Annotated in this window: 15 protein-coding genes; 13 read left to right on the top strand and 2 right to left on the bottom strand. The window is 57.5% G+C overall.

The window, feature by feature from the left end; translation table 11 throughout:
- The first annotated feature begins 52 nt into the window (after positions 1 to 52).
- From Q0915_RS14295 to Q0915_RS14235, 13 genes are all read left to right on the top strand, one after another.
- Positions 53 to 1,012, top strand: a complete 960-nt coding sequence (locus tag Q0915_RS14295) for an MBL fold metallo-hydrolase (protein ID WP_299472199.1) — start codon at positions 53 to 55, stop codon at positions 1,010 to 1,012.
- A 91-nt stretch (positions 1,013 to 1,103) separates the two neighbouring features.
- On the top strand, positions 1,104 to 1,685 hold the full coding sequence (locus Q0915_RS14290; protein WP_299472198.1) for a hypothetical protein: 582 nt from the start codon (positions 1,104 to 1,106) through the stop codon (positions 1,683 to 1,685).
- A complete protein-coding gene (locus tag Q0915_RS14285) occupies positions 1,682 to 2,206 on the top strand; it encodes a DinB family protein (protein WP_299472197.1) in 525 nt (174 codons plus the stop codon). The genes Q0915_RS14290 and Q0915_RS14285 overlap by 4 nt, the downstream gene beginning before the upstream one ends.
- A 23-nt stretch (positions 2,207 to 2,229) precedes the next feature.
- The gene (locus tag Q0915_RS14280) at positions 2,230 to 3,843 is read left to right on the top strand and encodes an FAD-dependent oxidoreductase (protein ID WP_299472196.1); all 1,614 of its coding nucleotides are present in this window, start codon (positions 2,230 to 2,232) and stop codon (positions 3,841 to 3,843) included.
- Complete coding sequence (locus tag Q0915_RS14275) at positions 3,840 to 4,037, top strand: DUF2783 domain-containing protein (RefSeq protein WP_299472195.1); 198 nt, start codon at positions 3,840 to 3,842, stop codon at positions 4,035 to 4,037. The genes Q0915_RS14280 and Q0915_RS14275 overlap by 4 nt, the downstream gene beginning before the upstream one ends.
- A 368-nt stretch (positions 4,038 to 4,405) precedes the next feature.
- Positions 4,406 to 6,775, top strand: coding sequence for a HAMP domain-containing methyl-accepting chemotaxis protein (locus tag Q0915_RS14270; RefSeq protein WP_299472194.1), 2,370 nt, complete (start codon positions 4,406 to 4,408; stop codon positions 6,773 to 6,775).
- 465 nt (positions 6,776 to 7,240) lie between these two features.
- Positions 7,241 to 8,224: a LysR family transcriptional regulator gene (locus Q0915_RS14265; protein ID WP_299472193.1), complete on the top strand. Its 984-nt coding sequence runs from the start codon at positions 7,241 to 7,243 to the stop codon at positions 8,222 to 8,224.
- Positions 8,225 to 8,651: 427 nt separating this feature from the next.
- Entirely contained in the window at positions 8,652 to 11,831 is a 3,180-nt protein-coding gene (locus Q0915_RS14260; protein WP_299472192.1) for a CHRD domain-containing protein, read from the top strand.
- An 89-nt stretch (positions 11,832 to 11,920) separates the two neighbouring features.
- Positions 11,921 to 13,660 carry a type I secretion system permease/ATPase gene (locus Q0915_RS14255; protein WP_299472191.1) on the top strand — a complete coding sequence of 580 codons (1,740 nt, stop codon included), beginning with the start codon at positions 11,921 to 11,923 and terminating at the stop codon, positions 13,658 to 13,660.
- Positions 13,657 to 15,027, top strand: a complete 1,371-nt coding sequence (locus tag Q0915_RS14250; protein ID WP_299472190.1) for an HlyD family type I secretion periplasmic adaptor subunit — start codon at positions 13,657 to 13,659, stop codon at positions 15,025 to 15,027. The genes Q0915_RS14255 and Q0915_RS14250 overlap by 4 nt, the downstream gene beginning before the upstream one ends.
- Positions 15,028 to 15,435: 408 nt before the next feature.
- Positions 15,436 to 16,470, top strand: a complete 1,035-nt coding sequence (locus tag Q0915_RS14245) for a TRAP transporter substrate-binding protein (RefSeq protein ID WP_299472189.1) — start codon at positions 15,436 to 15,438, stop codon at positions 16,468 to 16,470.
- Complete coding sequence (locus Q0915_RS14240; RefSeq protein WP_299472188.1) at positions 16,470 to 16,979, top strand: TRAP transporter small permease; 510 nt, start codon at positions 16,470 to 16,472, stop codon at positions 16,977 to 16,979. Before Q0915_RS14245 ends, Q0915_RS14240 begins: the two co-directional genes overlap by 1 nt.
- A 7-nt stretch (positions 16,980 to 16,986) precedes the next feature.
- On the top strand, positions 16,987 to 18,342 hold the full coding sequence (locus tag Q0915_RS14235; protein WP_299472187.1) for a TRAP transporter large permease: 1,356 nt from the start codon (positions 16,987 to 16,989) through the stop codon (positions 18,340 to 18,342).
- Between the two features lie 6 nt (positions 18,343 to 18,348).
- Here the strand turns inward: Q0915_RS14235 and Q0915_RS14230 are convergent, their stop codons facing one another.
- Positions 18,349 to 19,662, bottom strand: a complete 1,314-nt coding sequence (locus Q0915_RS14230) for a lyase family protein (protein ID WP_299472186.1) — start codon at positions 19,660 to 19,662, stop codon at positions 18,349 to 18,351.
- A gap of 54 nt (positions 19,663 to 19,716) precedes the next feature.
- A complete protein-coding gene (locus tag Q0915_RS14225; RefSeq protein ID WP_299472185.1) occupies positions 19,717 to 20,553 on the bottom strand; it encodes a 3-keto-5-aminohexanoate cleavage protein in 837 nt (278 codons plus the stop codon).
- Positions 20,554 to 20,558: the final 5 nt, after the last annotated feature.

The raw sequence follows: 20,558 nt of genomic DNA, 5'->3' as shown, positions 1-20,558 counted from the left end.
CGGCTCAGCACCGGCGGCAGCATCAATCGGAAAATGTGCCCTGGGAGGCAACATGAGCAAGCAATTCGCATCTGCCGGAGACATGGCGGAAAAGAAGATTTCCTTCACCGAGATAGGCAAGGACCTCTGGGCCTTCACCGCAGAAGGCGATCCGAATACCGGTGTCATCATCGGCGATGACAGCGTCATGATCATCGAGGCGCAGGCGACACCTGAACTTGCCAGCAAGGTGATCGAAAAAGTGCGCTCCGTCACCGACAAGCCGATCAGCCATCTTGTGCTGACCCATTATCACGCCGTGCGCGTTCTGGGCGCCGCCGCCTATCGGGCACCGACCGTGATCATGAGCCAGAAAGCCCGCTCCATGGTTGTGGAGCGTGGCGCTGAAGACCGGGAATCTGAATTCATGCGTTTCCCGCGTCTGTTCATGGGCTATGACAACGTCAACGATATTCCGCCCCTGACCTGGCCGACCACCACCTTCAACGACCGCATGACCGTTTATCTGGGCAAGCGCCGGGTCGATCTGCGCTTCCTTGGCCGCGCCCATACGGCGGGTGACATCGTCATCCATGTGCCGGACCAGAACGTCATGTTCACCGGCGACATCGTCGAGTACCACTCCGCGTGCTACTGCGGCGACGGCCATTTCAACGACTGGCCGACAACGCTTGAAGCAATCCGTTCCTTCGATGTGGAAGCCATCGCACCGGGCCGCGGCGACGCGCTTGTCGGCAAGGAGATGGTGGGCAAGGCGCTGACCAACACGGCCGACTTCGTGTCCTCGACCTACCGGCCGGTCGCCCGGATCGCCCAGGGTGGCGGATCGCTGAAAGAGGCCTGGGACGCCTGCCGCGCCGAATGCGATCCGAAGTTCAAGGACTATGCGATCTACGAGCATTGCCTGCCGTTCAATGTCGCCCGGGCCTATGACGAGGCACTCGGCATCGACACACCGCGCATCTGGACGGCAGAACGCGATGCCAAGATGTGGGCGGATCTGCAGGGATGAGCCGGGTAGCTGCCATAGAGCGAGCGCCCTTGGATGCAGGAATGATTGCGCGGTTTTGAGATCAGTTCTTCCAACAAGGCTAGGCAAGAGAATGCGTTTTACAATTTTGCTGTTCGCTCTATTGAGCACGCTTAGCTCTGCTTGGGCGTGTGCCGCGCCGAAGCCCGGTGAATATGATGAACCAAGCAGGAATGAGGCATTGGGGGTGATTGCGACTGTCGTTTCTTACGATCACCAAATCACTCGAGAAGCGATTTGCGAGAAGGCGACCTATTCAATTGAGAAACTGCTCTTTGGCGATCTGGATGGCTTGCTCGTGTCAGAAGTCTGCTACGTAAACTCGCAAGAATATCAAGATGATAGCGGAATAGCAGACCAGACTGTAGAAATGTCGGAGTATAATTTCGCAGTTGGAAATTATCCGGGTGCTCTCGTCGCTGCTCTTTTCACCAAGCAGAAGAAGCCAGGAAGTTTGGTGCCGACGATTTTGTCCCAGTCTGAATATCGGCCAGCGATTACGTCATGTTGGTTTTCTCATCAGGTAAACATCGGTGCAATGCCTGAAGAAATGCGTCGGAAACGCCTGGCCGAATTCAAGGTTGGAATAGAGGTAGTCTTTTCTAAAGGGAAACCTCGTGATGAAAAACAGAATGGCGCGGACGCAATAGAATGAGCAAAAGCCTTGTCTTTCTCCAACTGATGGCACGCAACAACGCCTACGCAAATGAGATGCTCTATGAGGCCTGTTGCCGCCTCAGCCAGGCGGAGTTCGATGCAGAGCGGGCAGGGTTTTTCCCGTCCATTCGCGAAACCCTCAATCACAACTGGGAAGTCGACCGCTATTATCTGGATGCGCTTTGCGAGGAAGGGAAAGGCCTGTCTGTCTACGAAACGCCTCATCTGGAAACCGCGGACAAGCTGCGTTCAGCCCAGACCTGGCAGGACCGGCAACTCATCCTGTTCTGCGATGACCTCAGCGAGACGGATCTGGACAGAGCAATTGCGCAGGACCGGGGCAGGAAAGGCGTCATGCAGGAGACCATCGGCAACACGCTGTTGCATCTCTTTCAGCATCAGATCCACCACCGGGGACAGGCACACGCAATGCTGGCCGGAACCAGTGTCGTGCCGCCTCAATTGGATGATTTCTTTCTTGAATTCGGCCGCCACCCGGTGGCCAAAAAATACATGTAGCGAGGGATCTGGGAGGTGAACCTTTGACCAAACTTTTTGAAGCGCCCTTGTATCCCTACAGGCGTGCCGCCGATCAGGACGCGCCAGCACCTGTGCGCCATCCGGTTGTTATCATCGGTGCCGGCCCCGTCGGCCTTGCCATGGCGATCGACCTTGCCCAGGCAGATGTTCCGGTTGTCGTGCTCGACGACAACGACAAGGTCAGCGTCGGCTCAAGGGCGATCTGTTTTTCAAAGCGCTCGCTGGAAATCTTCGATCGGCTTGGATGCGGCAACGAGATGGTCGAGAAGGGCGTCGTCTGGAACCTCGGCAAGGTCTATTTCGGCGACAGGCAGGTCTATAATTTCAACCTGCTGCCCGAAGACGGCCACAAGCGTCCTGCCTTCATCAATCTCCAACAATATTACTGTGAGCTGTATCTCGTCGAACGTATCCGCGCCCTGCAGGCTGAAGGCAAGCCGGTGGAAATACGCGGCGGCAACAGGGTGGAGAACCTTCATCGCTACGACGATCATACGCTCGTGACAGTCGAAACGCAGGACGGCGCCTATAACCTGGAAGCCGATTGGCTGATTGCGTGCGATGGTGCCGGCTCGCCAACCCGCCGCATGCTCGACCTCGATTTTGTTGGGCGTGTGTTTGAGGACAATTTCCTGATCGCCGATGTCATCATGAAAGCGGATTTTCCAACCGAGCGCTGGTTCTGGTTCGATCCGCCGTTCAACAAGGATCAGTCGGCGCTGCTGCACAAGCAACCTGACGGCGTCTGGCGCATCGACCTTCAACTCGGTTGGGACATCGACAAGGAAGAGGAAAAGAAGCCGGAAAACGTCATCCCGCGGCTTAAGCAGATGCTGGGCGAGGATGTCGACTTCGATCTGGAATGGGTGTCGATCTACACCTTTCAGTGCCGCCGCATGGAAGAGTTTCGACACGGCAGGGTGATTTTTGCCGGCGACAGCGCGCACCAGGTATCTCCCTTTGGTGCGCGCGGGGCCAATTCCGGTTTTCAGGACGCTGACAATCTGGGCTGGAAACTGAAACTGGTTCTTGACGGCAAGGCACCGGAGGCATTGCTTGACAGCTATTCCTTTGAAAGAGAACTGGGGGCGGATGAAAACATACTGCAAAGCTCCCGCTCGACGGACTTCATTACACCGAAATCGGAAATGAGCCGGATCTTCCGGGATGCTGTTCTTGATCTTTCCGAGCATCATGCCTTCGCACGTCCGCTTGTAAATTCCGGACGTCTGTCAGTCCCCTGCACCTATGACGGCTCACCGCTCAACGGGGCGGATGACAAGAAACTGCCGGATCGGACCCGTCCGGGAAGTCCTGTTGCAGACGCACCGTTATCCGATGGCTGGCTGCTCGACCAGTTGGGGAGCGAATTCTTTCTTCTGGGATGCGGGGTTGAGGTGCCGGCGGGAATTGAACTCAACGGGGTTCCGGTCAAGGGACTGACGGTCGCGAGCGATGAAATCAGTCCGGAACTGGTGCAAAGATATCTTGGAAACGCCGCTGCTGCGGTCTATCTGATCCGCCCTGACCAGCACGTTGCTGCGCGCTGGCAACACTACGACCAGGATATGATCGAACAGGCGCTCGATAGGGCAATAGGAAGAGGCTTGCAATGACCAACGAAGTTTTACGGCCGAACCTGGAGGCTCCTGATGCCTTTTATGCAGAACTTCTGGCGGCACATGAAGGTTTGAGCAAAGAGGAAAGCGATGCGTATAACGCCCGGCTCATTTTACTGATGGCCAATCATATTGGCGATCTGCAATCACTGAAAAGGCTCCTTGATGAAGCCCGGGCAGAACGAATCTAAGAGAAAATAGTAGAAGAAAAATCGCATTTGTTTGTGTCGCGTAAGTAGAGTTACAGATTCGATATCGAACAGAAGTTCTATTAAAGGTAGTAATTGACACACAGCTCAATCACTTGAGCGCGATCTATAATTAATTCGGGCAAAAAAAGAGCCGCGTGTTTGTTGGCCTATCTCCATGATCAAAATGACGTTTTTCAGCTATATTTAATTCGCGCATCTTGTGCCCACGCCGCAGCCAAAACTCTTCATGAATTATTTATCCAACCCCCGGTTTACTTAAGCAAAGTGTTGGGGGAACGATGTCCAGGATACTTAAGCCTTTTAAGAACGCGCGCCTTTCTACCAAGGTTGGCGGCGGTTTTGTCACAATGATACTTGTTTCGGCCGCGGTGGGTGCGGTCGGGACGATCGCAATTCTTGGCCTTAGGGCTCAGTCCGACGTCAGTGCAAAGGCGACCACGGCCATCGCGAGCCTTCAGCAGGTTGCGCAGGCACAGGAAACCTACATGTCGGAAGGCAGCGCCGAATTGGCGGAAGCCGCGGCGGTGCAGATCAATCGGCTTGAGGAAGCGCTTCACTCGCTGGATCAAGTGTCCGGCGCATCATCTGGACAAAACAACACTGAGGAAGCGATAGCGCTGGTTGGTCGTCTCGGAGGCGAGTTCCAGCAAGTCGTTTCGGCGGTCGAAAGCCGCAAGACACAGGTCGACAAGTTGCTGCATTCCGCGCTTGGGTTGGAAACGCTTGCGGTTGAAATCACCGATCAGATGACGAAAATTCAGCGCGAAGCCGGTGCAGCCGCCAAGAAGGCAACGAGCACACGCAACAGAGCCGACAAGCTCGGCCGTATGCTGTCGCAGATTGAGGACAAGTCGTCCGAGTTGGGCGCAGCAATCAAAAAGGCTGCCTTGTTTGGTGACCTGCCGGCTGCCGAAAGTCAGATGGTCATTGATGAGGTCGCAACGCTCGTCAAGACGTCCAAGAAGGCCGCCAAACTCAAGGTCGATGGGGTCGATCCCGCCAAATTGAAAGACCTTGCCGGACGGACCGCCGCAATGTCCGAAATCATCCCAAAACCGGAGGGTGAAACCGCCGGCACCATGCCGCGTGCGATCGCCAAACAGGTCGGCAGTGAACTGAAGGCGCTGAATCTGGAAGCTTCTACGCTGCGCAAGGCCGTATACGTGGCCTCGGACGCGGCCAAGAAAGTGGCCGGCGGTGCGCAGTCAAAGCTGGGTATTGTCAGTCTTGTAGACGTCAACGCGTCCAAGTTTCTTCGTGCCTCGCTTGAAATCAGGTCGGCAACGATGGAGTTTTTTGCCGGATTTGAATCGATGGGCGCGGACGCAGTTCAAACGCGCATCGGTATCATCAGAAACCTTGCCAACACGCTCAAGGCGGACAGCGCGGCCTTCCCGGAAATCGCGGACTCCGTAGCTTCGATCGATCAAGAAGTTGATACTTACGATGCCGAGTTTGCCGGCATGGTTGCTGCCAAGGAGACCTTCGACGCCAAGCACAAAGCGCTTGTGGCAATATCGGGCGATGTGCGCCGGGTCATTACAAACCTTGCCGAGGAACAGTCAGCCAGTGCATCCGCAAGCGCAAATACGGCGCTCGGACTTATTGCGGTAGCCCTCATTGCTGCAGTTGCGGTGGGTGGCTTGCTTGCGTTCGTACTGTCTTTGCTCATTACAAGACCGACACGCGCGCTCACCGAAGCCATGGGGCGCCTTGCCGAAGGCGACACAGATGTCGAAGTGCCGACAACAGACCAGCGCGATGAAATTGGCGACATGAGCCGAACCGTACAGGTCTTCCAGGAAAACGCGCGCGAGCGGGTCCGTCTGGAAAGCGAGGCAAGTGAAAACCAGCAACAGCAGAATGACCGCCAGGCCGAGGTAGATGGTCTGATCGACGGGTTCCGGCAGGAAGTCCACGTACTGCTCGGAGCGCTTGATGAGACGGCGGCTGGCATGGCCGGTACAGCATCGACCCTGGGCCAGATTGCCGAGAACAGCGCCGAACAGGCGGGCGACACCTCACGCGTAAGCGAGGATGCATCAAGCAGCGTTGAAAACGTCGCCAGCGCAGCAGAAGAACTGTCGGCTTCCATTGCCGAAATCGGCGAGCAGGTACGGCGCTCTTCGGATATCGTAACAAGTGCGACGGGTGCCGTGCACAATACGAACACCAAGGTTCAGGATCTGGCTGAGGCGGCATCGAAAATCGGTGAAGTCGTCAGTCTCATTCAGGCGATTGCGGAACAGACAAATCTGCTTGCGCTGAATGCAACGATCGAGGCAGCCCGTGCAGGCGAGGCGGGCAAGGGCTTTGCGGTCGTTGCCGCGGAAGTAAAGGAACTCGCGACCCAGACCTCAAAGGCGACCGAGGAAATCTCGTCCCAGATCCAGACCATCCAGGAATCCACGACCGATGCAGTGAAAGCGATCGGCTCGATTTCCGACACGATGGAGGAAGTCAACGGGTATACACAGGGAATATCGTCTGCGGTGTCGCAACAGGGAGCTGCCACCAATGAAATCTCCGGCAATGTCCAAAGGGCGGCCGAGAGCACAATGTCTGTTCGAGCGAATATTTCCCAGCTCACGGAAGCCGTGGACGAAACCAAGGATGTTTCGGGCAGCGTTCAGTCGGCCTCCAGCGACCTGAGCGACCGAAGCACTGCCTTGAAAAAAGGCATCGAGACCTTCCTCGACCGGGTCGCCGCAGTCTGAAACCGGCAAGTCTTTAAAAAAAGGAGCGGCACTTCAGCCGCCCCTTTTGTTTATGCGCAAAAAATTTGGCCGCGCTGCAACTGCGTCTCAAATCAAAGTGAACCGGATACATCTCGCAAAAGACTGCCGAAGCTGCTGTTTTGTCGGGAGTCCATTTAAATACCGATGAGTAATAAAATATCTGGAGTGCTGAATTCTACGGCGATCTGCCACTTCGAATAACAAGTGACAGGTATTCACTCCGAAAGGATGAAACTACTCCAACGGCTCAAAGATTACTCGGGTAATAACCTAGACGACCTCAGCGTTGCATTTGTATTTGCCGCTGTATTGGCAATTTGAAATCGAATGATCTGGGTTCACCACCGCTTCGTCACAAATTCGGTCAAATCATTGTCACTTTACGAAAGGGCTCACGCACCACACGTTTGCGCGCAACGGTAAACTGGACATCGCTGACCACATATGAACCTTCGGGACCTGCAATACGTCGCCGCCGTGGCGCACCACAAGAATTTTACCCGTGCGTCCCGCGCCGTTCACGTCAGCCAGCCGGCACTTTCAAACCAGATCAAGAAGCTTGAGGCCGAGCTCGGGGTTCAGATTTTCGAACGGACCCGGAACGAAGTTCTTTTGACGAAATTCGGCACGCAGATCGTCGAGATGGCGCTTGAGATCAATGGTCTGGTTGACCGGATTTCCGAGACTGCGCAGGAGCATCGAAAGCTGGATGCAACACCTTTCCGCCTGGGCATGACGCCGACGCTGGCCGCCTATCTATCCGGCTATTTTCTCGACATGACTGCGGAACTCTTTCCGGACCTGAAGCTGGTGATCGTCGAGGAAAAGCCGCTCGAATTGTCCCGCATGGTCGAGCAGATGCAATTGGATACAGCGCTGATTTCGCGGAACAGCCACACCATGATCTATGGCGACGCCGGTGAGGACGCGCCTCAGTTCACCCCGCTCTGGCAGGAACCGCTCTATCTCGGCATGCGCAAAGATCATGTTCTGGCAAAGAAAAACGGCATTCGGGCAACCGATGTTCCGGCGGAATTCCTGATACGCTTCGATGTGCCGTTCGGATACGACCTTGAAAAGGACCTGCCGGCCTCTTCGTCCGATGCCGCCGAGCGCCTTGGCATCGATGTAAGGTCCGCGCGCTTTGAAACGCTTTGCCGACACCTCGCGCACACCGATGCCTGCACGATCGTGAATGCCATCGCGGCGGAACAATTCAAACGCGACAATCTGGGCCTGACCTTTGTTCCGTTCGATGGTGCAGGCAGGCTGCGCGAACTCGGCGCGATCACACGTCGGCAATACCCGCGTTTCGGTGTCATTTCGTCGATCAGCGATTTCATTTCTCAATCGCCGCCAACAGGAACGATCGGCGCGGATGCTGGCAATGCAGCCATTCCTGTCGAAAACGGTGGTGCTGTTTTGTAAAGACGGCGCGTAACTGGCACCGTCCAACCGGTTCGCGAAACCGGCTCCCAAAAACTCATTCCGTCCAATATCGGGCTGCGTCCGGCGTGGTTTCTTGAGCTCAGTCCGGCCGCCGCCGGGTGTCTTTTCGGTTTGCCTCGCTTTGGCAGGAATGCTCGTTTGGATCTGCAAGTGCGAAATCACTTCACGTTTTTTCCATCTCAGTTGAACAAATAGAATCTGATTTTCATCAGACGCGTTCAACGCGTTGTAAAACAACGCGGAAAAATAAAGTGGCGGTCACATCACCCGTGATTATTTCGAAAGGTTATAGCGCGTATTGGCAATATGAATTTCAAGAATAGGGGGCCTCACAACAGATCCATGAGTGCCGGGCGCCATCGTGCAGAGGGTGTACCCGGGCCACAAAACTCATGGAGATTTCCAAATGGTATCTGGGATGCTTGCCGGTATTCGGGCGCGATTGCTCACGACGTCCACACTGGCACAAGAAACAGTTCGTGACGGCCAGTCGCTGACGAACGGCGTATTCAACAACGTGGTCGTCGACAACACACCGGCCTTCGTTCTCGACAACGACTTCGCACGTTTTCTGAACTTCGGTCAGGTGACGACCAACAATGCTGCTGCCGCCGTTTCCGTCGGTGGTGAAGATGCACAAGTCTTCAACTTCCGCAACGCCCGCATCGAGGCCAACAGCGGTCCTGACGCGCTTGCGACCGGTATTCAGGTTAGCGGCAGTGCGGACATCCGCAACTTCGGCATCGTCGACGGTGAGTTCAACGGTGTTCAATTCGCCGGTGCTCAGTCTTCCGGAAGGCTGGATAACTTCAGCGGCGGCGTGATCTCTTCTGACAGCCGCGCGGTCGACATCCAGGGCGAGGGCGTCAGCGTTCGTAACTTTGGCGACATTGTCGGCACGGGCGATCAGCGCAACGGCACGATCTACACCAACAGCACAGCAGAAGACTTTTCGATCAGCAACTTCACAGGCGGAACGATCGACGCCGGCGAAGGCAACCAGGGCGCTGGTATCTCGCTCCAGGTCGGCGACGAGTTGAACGATGTCGTAGAGGGGACCATCTTCAACGGCTTCGGTGCCGTTATTCAGGGTCGCGGTGACGAAGCCGCCTCCAACACACCGCTTGCCGGTGACGGTATCCGGATTGATGACGGTGCTGAAGGCGCTGTTCTTGAGACCGATATCTTCAACAGCGGCCTCATCAGCACCGAAAGCAATCAGGGCACGACGGCCGGCATCCGCATTGCCGATGGCGTTGCGGCCGAGGGCCGGATCTTCAACTCCAGCACAGGCACGATCGAAGGTCCGCGCAACGGCCTTTACATCGGCGATGCCGAGCATGATCTCAGCGTTCAGAACTTCGGCACGATCCAGTCCGGTAGCCGGGCGGTGAACATTGACGGGTCCGGTGTCGACCTGCTCAATGGCGGTGACATTCTCGGCACAGGCGACCAGCGCAACGGCACGATTTATGCCGATGACACGGCGCGCGATTTTTCGATCACCAACCTGCCGACCGGTGTCATTGATGCCGGTGAACACAATGACGGCGCCGGTATCTCCCTGTCGCTGGCAGCAGACGGCAATGGCGACGTTGAAGTTGATAACGCCGGCACGATCAACGGCCGTGGTCAGGCTTCCGCCGGCGCGGGCACTGCAGGCGACGGCATCCGTTTGGAAGGCGTTCGGCTGAGCGAGGGTGGCTTTGCTGCGGCACTCTTCACCGGTTCAATCACCAACTCCGGGGCTGTCACGGCGGAAAGCCAGCAAGGTACCGTCGGCGCATTCCGGGCGGTCAACGGTGTGGACTTCCAGGGTTCCCTGGTGAACGAAGAAGGCGGTGTTTTTGCCGGCGCGCAAAACGGCGTCTACTTCGGAACCGGTGATCATTCCGGTGGTTCCTTCATCAACCAGGGTATTGTTTCGTCCGACAGCCGGGCACTGAACATCGATGGTGAAGGCCTGGATGTGGTCAACCAGGGCGCGATCCTGGCGACCGGCACACAGCGTAACGGAACCGTCTATGCCGACGGCACCGCCGACAACTACACCTTCACCAACCAGGGAACGGTCGACGCAAACGGCAACAATGCCTCCGGCGTCTCGCTCCAGACCGGTGATGTCGACGGCGACGTCGTCTCTGCTTCGATCCTCAACCAGGGCGCTATTTTCGGCGGCGGCGACGCAACCGAAGGAAACACGGTCGGCGACGGCTTGCGTCTGTTCTCCAGCGTTGAAGATGCCGGGTTTGCCGGTCTTGTCGAGAACGAGGGTGTCATTGCCGGTTCGGACGAGTCTGATGCGGCAGCTGGTATCCGGATTGACGGTGGTCTTGATATCCTGGGCGCCATCATCAACGAGGGCGAGATCTCCGGCAAGGTCAACGCAATTGATGCGCGCGACGCTGGTGACGTCACAATCGTCAACGACGGCGGCATCATTGACGGTAACGTCCTGCTCGGAGGTGGCGAAGACATCTTCGTCGATCTTGGCCTCGTGGACGGTGTCATAGACGGCGGTGCCGGTGACGATACGCTGATCGCAGGTGATGGCGACAACGTTCTCGTCGGCGGTCTTGGCAACGACTTCCTGGACGGCGGAGAGGGCACCGACACGGCTGACTTCTCGGATCTGGATGTCGCGGTAAACGTCAACCTCGGTGCAAACGGCAACGGTACGGCAACCCGGGACACCGGCTTCACCGTCCGTGTCGACAATGCCGTGGTTGCAGCGCCCGCCCAGTTCGGATCTGCCATTGCCGACGGTGCTGCATTCGTCGACCAGGCTGTTGCCGGAAACCTCTACTACAACATCCACACGTCGGACTTTCCCGGTGGTGAGATCAGAGGCCAGCTGCTCGTTGACAGTGATGTCACCGAACATGGCATTCGCACGATCGAGCTCTCCGGCGGGCTGGATGCCGCGCAGGAGCCGGAACCGCTTTCCGACAGCGAGGCAACGGGTGAGGCGACTGTGACAATCGTCCAGAACCTGACAACAGGTGAAGTCACCTATTCGAGCGTTCTCGATGTGTCAGGCCTCAACGAAGCCGACCTATCGACGCCGATCCCGGGTGTTGTTTCAGCCATCCATCTGCACAACGCGCCAGCCGGCCAAAACGGCCCGGTTGTCCAAGACACGCTTGTGGATGCCGGCGCAACCCTCGATGCCGTGGAGCCGATCACCAACACCGGCGTTGTCGGAGAAGACGTTATCGAAAACCGCGTTGAGACGGATGTCCTCAGCTCGATCGAAAACGTCATCGGCTCCAACGATGGAGATGTCATCACCGGCAGCGGTTTTGACAATGTCCTGAACGGTGCCGGTGGTGACGACCTGCTCGAAGGTGGCGATGGCTCCGACATCTTCGTTGCCAGCCTCGGTGCAGACACCGTTAGCGACTTCGAACTCGGCTCGGATCTGATTTCAGGTGGCGATTTCGCGCCTGACTTCGACGTGGCCGCAGTTCTGTCCGGCGCGGTCCAAGATGGCTCGGATGCAGTCCTGTCCTTCGGGTCGGACAGCACACTGCGCCTGGTCAACGTCGACGCGTCGCAACTGAGCGAAGACGACTTCCTCGTCTAAGCCAGTTGCTCAGGGTGGCGGTGGCCGCTGTCGCCACCCTGTGGCTTTCCCAAATTTTTGACCCGAACCCCGTGAATTGGAGCAAGCACATGTTCCGCAAGATCTCTCCTGTCCGGCACGCCTGGTCTTCACTCAGTGCCGGTTTCCTCGCAATCGCGCTCTTCAGCATGGCGCTGAACATTCTGGCACTCGCTGCGCCGCTTTACATGCTTCAGGTCTATGACCGCGTTCTCACCAGCCAGAACATGGACACGCTCATCGCCCTCACGCTGCTGCTTGGCGGCGTCTTTGTGGTCACCGGACTGCTAGACTGGATCCGTCAGCGCATGCTGAACAGGTTGGGTGCCAAGTTCGAACTGAAAGTCGGCGTGCCCGTGCTCAATGCGGCCATGCGCCGGAAAGTCGAAGGAAACCTAGCTTCGAGCGACAACTCGATTGAAGATGTCAACGGTTTCAGGGATTTCCTGTCCGGAAGCACGCTGCTTGCATTTTTCGATGCACCCTGGATTCCGGTCTATATCGGCGTTCTTTACATTCTTCATCCCTATCTCGGTCACCTGGGATTGGCGGGTGCAATTGTCCTGACGGTTCTTGCTCTCATCAACAACGCGCGCAGCCACAACACGATGATGGAAGCGGCCGAAGCCCGCCGGCGCAGCGACACGCTCTACCGGGCAGGCGAGGCAAATGCGGAAATCGTCCATGCGATGGGTATGCGCAGTGATCTGGCGCACCGCTGGCAAGATCTTCAGTTCGAGGCACATCGGCTGAAGACGCGGGTCAATGACCGCATCTCGACGTTTTCGGTCACCTCCAGAACCCTGCGCACTGGACTGCAGTCTGCCATCCTCGGTCTTGGTGCGGCGCTTGCGATCACCGGTGAAAGCTCCGCGGGCATCATGATTGCCGCAACCATTGTTCTCGGCCGCGCACTTGCCCCCATCGATCAGCTCATCGGACAGTGGCGGGGCTTTCTTGCGGCATCCGGATCCTACGGCAAGCTGAGAAAACTCGTCCACGACTACCCTGTCGAGCCGAAACGTCTTCACCTTCCACGACCACAGGTTTCCGTCAGTGTCGCGATCCAGAAGGCAGGGCCACCCACAGCGCAAAACGCGACGCTTTCCGATATCCGCATGAACCTTCAGGCCGGAGACGCTGTTGCGGTGATCGGACCGAGCGCTTCGGGAAAATCAACTCTTGCCAAAATGCTGGCCGGTGTCTGGGCTCCTCAGCGGGGAACCGTGCGCCTCGACGGTAACCCCACAGCGAAGTGGGATCCGGAAGAACTCGGAAGCCATATCGGGTATCTGCCACAGGAAATCGCTCTCTTTGACGGCACAGTCCGGGAGAACATTGCGCGGTTTGCAGCTGAAGTCGACGACGGACTCGTTCTGGAAGCGGCTCTTGCTGCCGACGTCCACGATCTGATCTCCAATCTGCCCGATGGTTATGAAACCAGGATAGGCAACGGATTCTTCTTGTCTGGCGGACAGCGGCAGCGGATCGCGCTTGCCCGCGCGCTTTATGGCAACCCGTTTCTTCTGGTCCTGGACGAGCCGAATTCGGACTTGGATTCCACCGGTGAGGCCGCGCTTCACAAAGCGATCCGGTCCATGCAGGAACGCGGCAGCATCGTTGTCATGATGACCCACCGTCCAAGTACGTTGCAGGTCGTCGACAAGGTGCTGGTTCTCAATCACGGCGTTCAGACAGCTTTCGGAAACCGCGACGACGTATTGCGTGACACGAAACGCAACGTTCTCCCGGCGAGCCGCCAACACGGCGGCAATATCGATAAACCTGTTCAGGAAAGGGCAGTCCAATGAAAGAACTGACACTTTCTCATCAAAACCGTCACGTCTCTCATCTTTCGCAGAAAACAGATGATGTGAAAGCAACGACCGAACCCCGGATCGGGTTCCTTGTCTTCCTCGGGCTTGTCGTTCTGGCCCTGTTCGTCGGAGGCGCTGCCTACTGGTCTCTCCAGACAAAACTCGACGGTGCGGTCGTTGCCCAGGCATCGTTTGTTGTCGACGGAAATCGCAAGACAGTTCAGCATCTCGACGGCGGTATCGTGCGCGAGTTGTTCGTCACAGATGGCGATATCGTGGATGCGGGTCAGCCGCTTGTGGTATTCGACAGCACCGAGGCAGATGTTGATCTTACCGTCCTTAGCAGTCAGATCGGAGAGCTCACCGCGCGTCGCGCCCGTCTTCTTGCGCAGATCAGTCAGGCGGGAACATTTCGCAGAAGCGATGTCGAAGCGCTCATTGTAGACGATGTTCCCGACGTTCTCTTGGAAAGTGCCTACCTCACCCAGAAAAGAGTGTTCGACACGGAGGCACGCGCTCGTGCCAGCGAACAGGACGTCCTGAAACGGCGCATAAACGCATTGCAGGACGAAATAGCAGGTCTTGAAGAACAGCGCCGGTCCAACGAGCGCCAGCATGCGATTTCCACCAGTGAACTGGAATCCCTGCAGACCTTGTTTGAGAAGGGGCTTGTGACGGCACCCAGGATCAATTCCATCCGCTTGGAAATCGAACGTCTGGTCGGGCTTGAGGCCGCGCTGAGAACAGACCAGGCGCGAGCGCGCAACGAAATCGGTGAGTTGGAGCTCAATGATGTCAGCGCGCAGCAGCAGAGACTGGAAGCGGCGACGGAGGATCTCGCTGCGGTCGAGGGACAACTCGCTGCCGTGGAACCGCAATTCAAGGGTGCGGTGGAACGTCAGAAACGTGTCGTCGTGAGCGCGCCCGTCAGCGGCACCGTCGTCAACATGGCGCTGCATACGCTAGGCGGTGTCGTCAGGCCGGGAGAGGATATTCTCGAATTGGTGCCGCTCAGCGAAGAACTGGTAGTCGAAGCGCGCATCAACACCGCCGATATCGAAAAGCTGTCGGTCGGTCAGGCATCCCGCATACGCCTTAGTGCGTTCGACCAGGAAGAGATCCCCGAAGCAAAGGGGCGCATTTTCGATATCTCCGCTGATGCAGTCACGGATGAGCGGACAGGAGACGCCTTCTATGTGGCGCGGGTCAGGCTGGACGCGAAACAGTCTGCCGATGTCGACAAGCTGGAACTTGTTCCTGGAATGCCGGCGGATCTTTTTATCAGAACGGGAGAGCGGATTGCACTCAGCTACCTCGCCCAACCGCTCAGCGAGAGACTGTCACGCACCTTCATCGAGTGACGTATGCCGGGACCCCACATCAGGGGTCCCGGTCCGATTTCTGATTTGTCTTTCCTTATCCGTGTTTTACTTGCGAAGGATGCGCTGTATCGCACACGTGTTGTTCGCGCATGAGCCGAGACTTTTCTTGCCAAAAACGGAAAGTATCTGGCGCCATATCTCAATTTACATTCCCAAACGAATTAGTGACTATGAGCCGATAACGATAAAACGGCCACTCGTTTGTCGCAGCATGCGTGCGTGGTGATAGTGTCTTCCAGGGGAAGGCGCCGGTTGCTTGTTCGCTGTCACCTGTTCTGCTGCCTGACGTTTTCTGGCGCTGCCGAAAAACTGCGTCAACAGGTCCATGGGTCGTCTGGCGGTAAGTGGATAAAAGACTGTGAGCGTGTCTCACTTGGAGGAGGAATCATGAGCAACTTTAAAAATTTGATCCTGGGGGCCGCTCTGTTGGCGTTCGCCGGAACGCCCGCGCTGGCGGCTGACCACGAATTCAAGCTGCACCATTTCATTGGCGAAAAAGCGCCCGCGCATGCCCAGATGCTGGTGCCCTGGGCGAAGCGAGTGGAAGAAAACTCCGGCGGCAAGGTCTCGATCGAAATCTATCCCGCGATGACGCTGGGAGGCCGTCCGCCTGAACTCATCAATCAGGTCCGCGACGGTGTCGTTGATCTGGTGTGGACTGTGAATGGGTATACGCCCGGTCTCTTCCCGCGGTCGGAAGTGTTCGAATTGCCAGGCGTACACAAGAACGATACCGCGGCGACAAATCTGGCGCTGAAAGAGCTGTTCGAGAGCGACCTGAAGGACGACTACAAGGGTGTGGAAGTCATGTTTCTGCATGTCCATGCGGGGCAGGGCATCCATATGACGGACACCGAGGTAAGGGCTCCGGCCGATCTTGAAGGCAAGAAGATCCGAATTCCGACGCGCACAGGCGCCTGGGTCATTGAAGCACTTGGGGCGTCTCCCGTCGCAATGCCGGTTCCGGAGCTTCCGACAGCCCTTCAGAAAGGCGTTATCGATGGTGCGATGATCCCCTGGGAGATCATTCCGCCGTTGAAGATCCAGGAGCAGACCGAATTCCAGATCGAAGGTGCAGACAAGGAACGCTTCGGAACAACGGTCTTCCAGGTGTCCATGAACAAGGCGCGCTGGGACGCGCTGCCGGAAGACATCAAGCAGGCATTTCTCGATGCGTCCGACACGGCATGGGCGGAAGAGGTCGGCAACATCTGGGCCGGTGCGGATGATTTCGGGATCGGTCTGGCAACAAAAGCTGGCAACACACACATCACGCTGACGCCGGAAGAGACTGCGGCCTTTAACGAGGTTCTGGCGCCGGTGGTCGACCGCTGGGTGAATGAAGTTGCCGAAAAAGGCATTGATGGCAACGCCTTGGTTGAAAAAGCCAAGGCCGCGGTTGCCGGTAACGCGTCCAATTGATGACGGCGGACCAACAGGAAAGCAGCTCCGGACTTATCGGAGCTGCAAGCCGCCTGATCACCGGTTGGGCGCTCCTGGGCGGCATCGTGCTCCTCCTGGTCGTGGCGGTGAACATGGTGTCGATCATCGGATCGATGTTCGGAAAGCCTTTTCCGGGTGATTTCGAACTGACTGAAATGGGTGTCGCAGTCGCCGTCTTTGCATTCTTGCCCTACTGCCAGCTTGTCGGCGCCAACGTGTCGGCAGATATCTTTACCTCGGGCGCTTCCAAACGAATGATCGCGTTTTTCACACTGCTTGGGTCTCTGATCGCGCTCGGTTTTGCCATGCTGCTGATATGGCGCATGTATTTCGGCATGCTTGATCAGCGCGAATACGACTACACCACGACAATCCTGCAAATCCCGCATTGGCTGGCATTCATTCCGATCTTGATCTCGCTGGCTCTTCTCGCCGTGGCGGCTGCCGTCACCTTGCTGCGCGACGCAGACGTTCTGTCGAAAGGATAATCAGCAGATGACTGACGCACTCGTGCTCGGCCTCGGCGCACTTGCCGTGCTGATCTTCCTGATCGCCATTCGAATACCGATTGCCTACGCAATGATCCTGGTCGGCGGTGTCGGCACGATGATGCTGAACGGTCCGGCGCTCGTTCTCAGCCAGCTCAAGACCCTGGCCTACGGACAATTCTCCATCTACGACCTCTCGGTCGTACCCATGTTTGTCCTGATGGGGGCGATCGCGTCGAAAACCGGTCTGAGCCAGGCTCTGTTCCGGGGGGCGAACGCCTGGCTCGGCTGGATGCGTGGCGGCACGGCCATGGCGGCAATTGCCGGGTGCGCCGGTTTTGGCGCTGTTTGCGGGTCGTCTCTTGCCACTGCTTCCACGATGGGCAAGGTCGCTCTGCCGGAGCTCCGCCGCTACAACTACTCGGGAGCGCTTGCCACCGGAACGCTGGCAGCCGGTGGTGTTCTGGGCATTCTCATTCCGCCGTCGGTGGTTCTGATTATCTACGCCGTGATCGTTGAAGCGAATATTGTCACCATGTTCATGGCAGCGTTCCTGCCGGGCCTGCTGGCCGTGGTTCTCTTCCTCCTGACCATCGCCGTCTACGTCGCTATCAGACCGGCTGCCGGTCCAAAAGGCGGCGTTGCGGACGGGAACGAATTCGTCGAAGCGACTGTCGGGATGATCCCCGTGCTCGTCATATTCGGCATGGTGATCGGCGGTATCTATTTTGGATTTTTCAATCCGACACCGGCTGCCGCTGTCGGTGTGTTCCTGGTGCTGTTTTTCGGCATCGTCCAGAGAAAGCTCACACGCACCGACTTTGTCTCCGCGCTCAAGGAAACGGCCGCCACGTCCGGAATGATCTATCTGATTATCCTCGGTGCCGAACTCCTGAAGATTTTCATGTCCCGCGTCGGACTGCCCCAGGAAACTGCCGCCTGGATTTCAAATTCCGGCCTGGAACCGATGACGGTGCTGATCATCTTGCTGATTGCGCTCATCTTTCTGGGCTGCCTGATGGACAGCCTCTCCATGATCCTGCTTGTCATTCCGTTTTTCTGGCCGGTGCTGGTTGAGATCAATGGCGGCATTTATCAGGGCGCGGACGGGGCAGGCTTTGGCATGAGCACCGAAGACCTGAAGATCTGGTTCGGGATCCTGGCATTGATTGTGGTCGAGCTAGGCCTGATCACACCGCCCGTCGGCATGAATGTCTTCGTGATTTCCTCGCTCGCGCGCGACACGCCGATGATCGAGACCTTCAAAGGCGTTGCGCCGTTCTTCGGCGCCGAGGTCATCCGTGTCATCCTGTTGGTGAGTTTCCCGGCAATTACGCTTTGGCTGCCGACCGTCCTGCGGTAGGCCCGGCTACGTGCAGACGCGCTTGGCGAAGATCCTGTCCGACATGTCCCGGCTCGGCTGAATCGCGGAGCGGGGATCGAGCACATTGTGCCAATCGATTTCAACGGGGCTCAGTTTTGCAAGAGCATCCGCGAAGGGCGTGGTATCGGCGGCTGCGTTGGCGACGAGGTTCTTGGCTTCAGCCCTCGGAACACCAGCCTTTGCAAGAGCGAAGCTCGCGGTTTCAGCCATGATTTCAGGATTTTCGGACAGGGTAGCATCCAGCCGAGCGCTGTTTGGTCTCAAGCTATCGGCAAGTGCTTGTGCGTGCCGTAGGGCGGTGCCGGTTGCCATCAGCATTTGCGGGACCATCATCCACTCAAGCGGCCACTTTGTGCCGTCCCGTTCTTCGACGAGATCGGAGGCCACAGCCAGTGTGCTTTGGGATTGATTGACAATCTGGGCGAGAACCAGAATGGCTTCCGCCTGCACGGGGTTCGCCTTTTGCGGCATGGTGGATGACCCGCCCCCGCTGCCGCTTGCAACTTCACCAATGTCCGAGCGGCCGAGAAGAATGAGATCTCCGGCCATTTTGGAAAGCGCAGCGCTGATACGCTGCAGCCAGGCCGCAAGCTCCTGAAGAGGCGAACGGTTCACATGCCAGGACGGTCCGTCTTCCAGTCCGAGTTCCAGGGCAAGGGCCTGAGCCACCTGCGGCCCGTCCGGCGCGATCGCACCATTGATGCCCGATGCTCCGCCGAACTGAAGCCTGAGAACAGATTTCTTCAGCCCACTCAGCCCGTTTTCTGCATCGATCAGGGGGTGCGCCCATTGGGCGATCCGGTACCCGAGCGTCACGGGTGTCGACACCTGGCTGCGGGTACGCCCGGCCAGCAACCGGTCTGCATTTTCCCGGCTTTGCGCTTCGAGAGCGCTTATCAATCGCTTAAGACGCGCCTCAAGTATCTGAAGGCAGGCTTTGATTTGAAGCATCTGTGCCGTGTCCATGACGTCCTGGCTGGTCGCACCCCAGTGCAGCCACTTTCCGGCATCTTCACCAGCGATCTTGCGCAATTCGGCGACAAGGGCGGGAACCGGAACGCCCGCCGACGCGGTCCCCTCCTGAAGGGCCTCCCGCGCACATGAGGCATTCGTCAAACGCGTAGCGATTACCTCGGCGGCCTCTTTAGGAATGATCCCGAGCTTTCCCTGGACAATGGCGAGCGCACGCTCGAAGCGGACCATGTGCGCAATGTCGGCCGCATCATCGAGCAAAGGCAGAAGACTGTCATCGGAAAAAAGTCCGGAATGGACTGGGCTTGCGAGCAGGGAAAGGGGCATGGTTCTCAACTGTCAAAAGGTTGCCCTCAATTGAGAGCCAGGCGGCACGGAACGTCAAGCGGCCTTGAGCGGCAGGTCGAGTATTTCCCGGGCTTGCTGCCAGGTTGCAACAGGACGGTCATGCTTTTCGCAAAGCGCGGCCGCCCGCCTGACGAGCGCCGCATTGGAAGGGGCAAGGGTTTCCCTGTCCAGCCGAACATTGTCTTCCAGGCCCGTGCGCGTGTGTCCACCCTCTGCGATGCACCACTCGTTCACCGTCAGCTGGTGCCGGCCAATTCCGGCCGCACACCATTCGGCATCCGGTACGAGCCTTTCAACCGTCTTGATGTAATAGTCGAACACGTCGCGGTCGACCGGCATGGCGTTTTTGACGCCCATGACAAACTGCACGTAAAGCTTCCCCGGGATGCGGCCATCCCTGTTCATGGCGGCAGCCTGGTGAATATGGCTGAGGTCGAACGCTTCGATCTCCGGCTTGACGACATGGGTGCGCATCTCGCCCGCCAACCAGTCGACGAGATCCGGCGGGTTCTCATAGACCCGCGTCGGAAAATTGTTTGACCCGACCGACAGCGATGCCATATCCGGCTTTAACGGCAGCATGCCGCCACGGGCCTGCCCCGCGCCCGAGCGCCCGCCGGTCGAGAATTGAATGATCATACCCGGACAGTGCTTTTCCAGGCCTTCCTTCAGCCTGGCGAACTTCTCCGGGTCGGAGGTTGGTGACTGGTCGTCATTTCGCACATGGGCGTGGACAATCGATGCACCCGCCTCGAAAGCTTCGTGCGTGCTTTCAAGCTGTTCTGAAACCGTGATCGGGACGGCCGGATTGTTTTCCTTGGTCGCGACCGATCCGGTGATGGCAACGCAGATGATGCAGGGTTTGGTCATGTTGA

Source organism: uncultured Roseibium sp. (genome assembly GCF_947494555.1).
Taxonomy (GTDB): Bacteria; Pseudomonadota; Alphaproteobacteria; order Rhizobiales; family Stappiaceae; genus Roseibium.
The sequence above is the reverse complement of the archived record's forward strand: the minus strand, read 5'-3'. Positions and strand labels throughout refer to the sequence as shown.

What these genes read in the sequence shown, in the direction of transcription:
- Q0915_RS14295 (WP_299472199.1), top strand. Translation starts at nt 53, where the DNA reads ATGAGCAAGCAATTCGCATCTGCCGGAGACATGGCGGAAAAGAAGATT.
- Q0915_RS14290 (WP_299472198.1), top strand. Translation starts at nt 1,104, where the DNA reads ATGCGTTTTACAATTTTGCTGTTCGCTCTATTGAGCACGCTTAGCTCT.
- Q0915_RS14285 (WP_299472197.1), top strand. Translation starts at nt 1,682, where the DNA reads ATGAGCAAAAGCCTTGTCTTTCTCCAACTGATGGCACGCAACAACGCC.
- Q0915_RS14275 (WP_299472195.1), top strand. Translation starts at nt 3,840, where the DNA reads ATGACCAACGAAGTTTTACGGCCGAACCTGGAGGCTCCTGATGCCTTT.
- Q0915_RS14270 (WP_299472194.1), top strand. Translation starts at nt 4,406, where the DNA reads ATGATACTTGTTTCGGCCGCGGTGGGTGCGGTCGGGACGATCGCAATT.
- Q0915_RS14265 (WP_299472193.1), top strand. Translation starts at nt 7,241, where the DNA reads ATGAACCTTCGGGACCTGCAATACGTCGCCGCCGTGGCGCACCACAAG.
- Q0915_RS14260 (WP_299472192.1), top strand. Translation starts at nt 8,652, where the DNA reads ATGGTATCTGGGATGCTTGCCGGTATTCGGGCGCGATTGCTCACGACG.
- Q0915_RS14255 (WP_299472191.1), top strand. Translation starts at nt 11,921, where the DNA reads ATGTTCCGCAAGATCTCTCCTGTCCGGCACGCCTGGTCTTCACTCAGT.
- Q0915_RS14250 (WP_299472190.1), top strand. Translation starts at nt 13,657, where the DNA reads ATGAAAGAACTGACACTTTCTCATCAAAACCGTCACGTCTCTCATCTT.
- Q0915_RS14245 (WP_299472189.1), top strand. Translation starts at nt 15,436, where the DNA reads ATGAGCAACTTTAAAAATTTGATCCTGGGGGCCGCTCTGTTGGCGTTC.
- Q0915_RS14240 (WP_299472188.1), top strand. Translation starts at nt 16,470, where the DNA reads ATGACGGCGGACCAACAGGAAAGCAGCTCCGGACTTATCGGAGCTGCA.
- Q0915_RS14235 (WP_299472187.1), top strand. Translation starts at nt 16,987, where the DNA reads ATGACTGACGCACTCGTGCTCGGCCTCGGCGCACTTGCCGTGCTGATC.
- Q0915_RS14230 (WP_299472186.1), bottom strand. Translation starts at nt 19,662, where the DNA reads ATGCCCCTTTCCCTGCTCGCAAGCCCAGTCCATTCCGGACTTTTTTCC.
- Q0915_RS14225 (WP_299472185.1), bottom strand. Translation starts at nt 20,553, where the DNA reads ATGACCAAACCCTGCATCATCTGCGTTGCCATCACCGGATCGGTCGCG.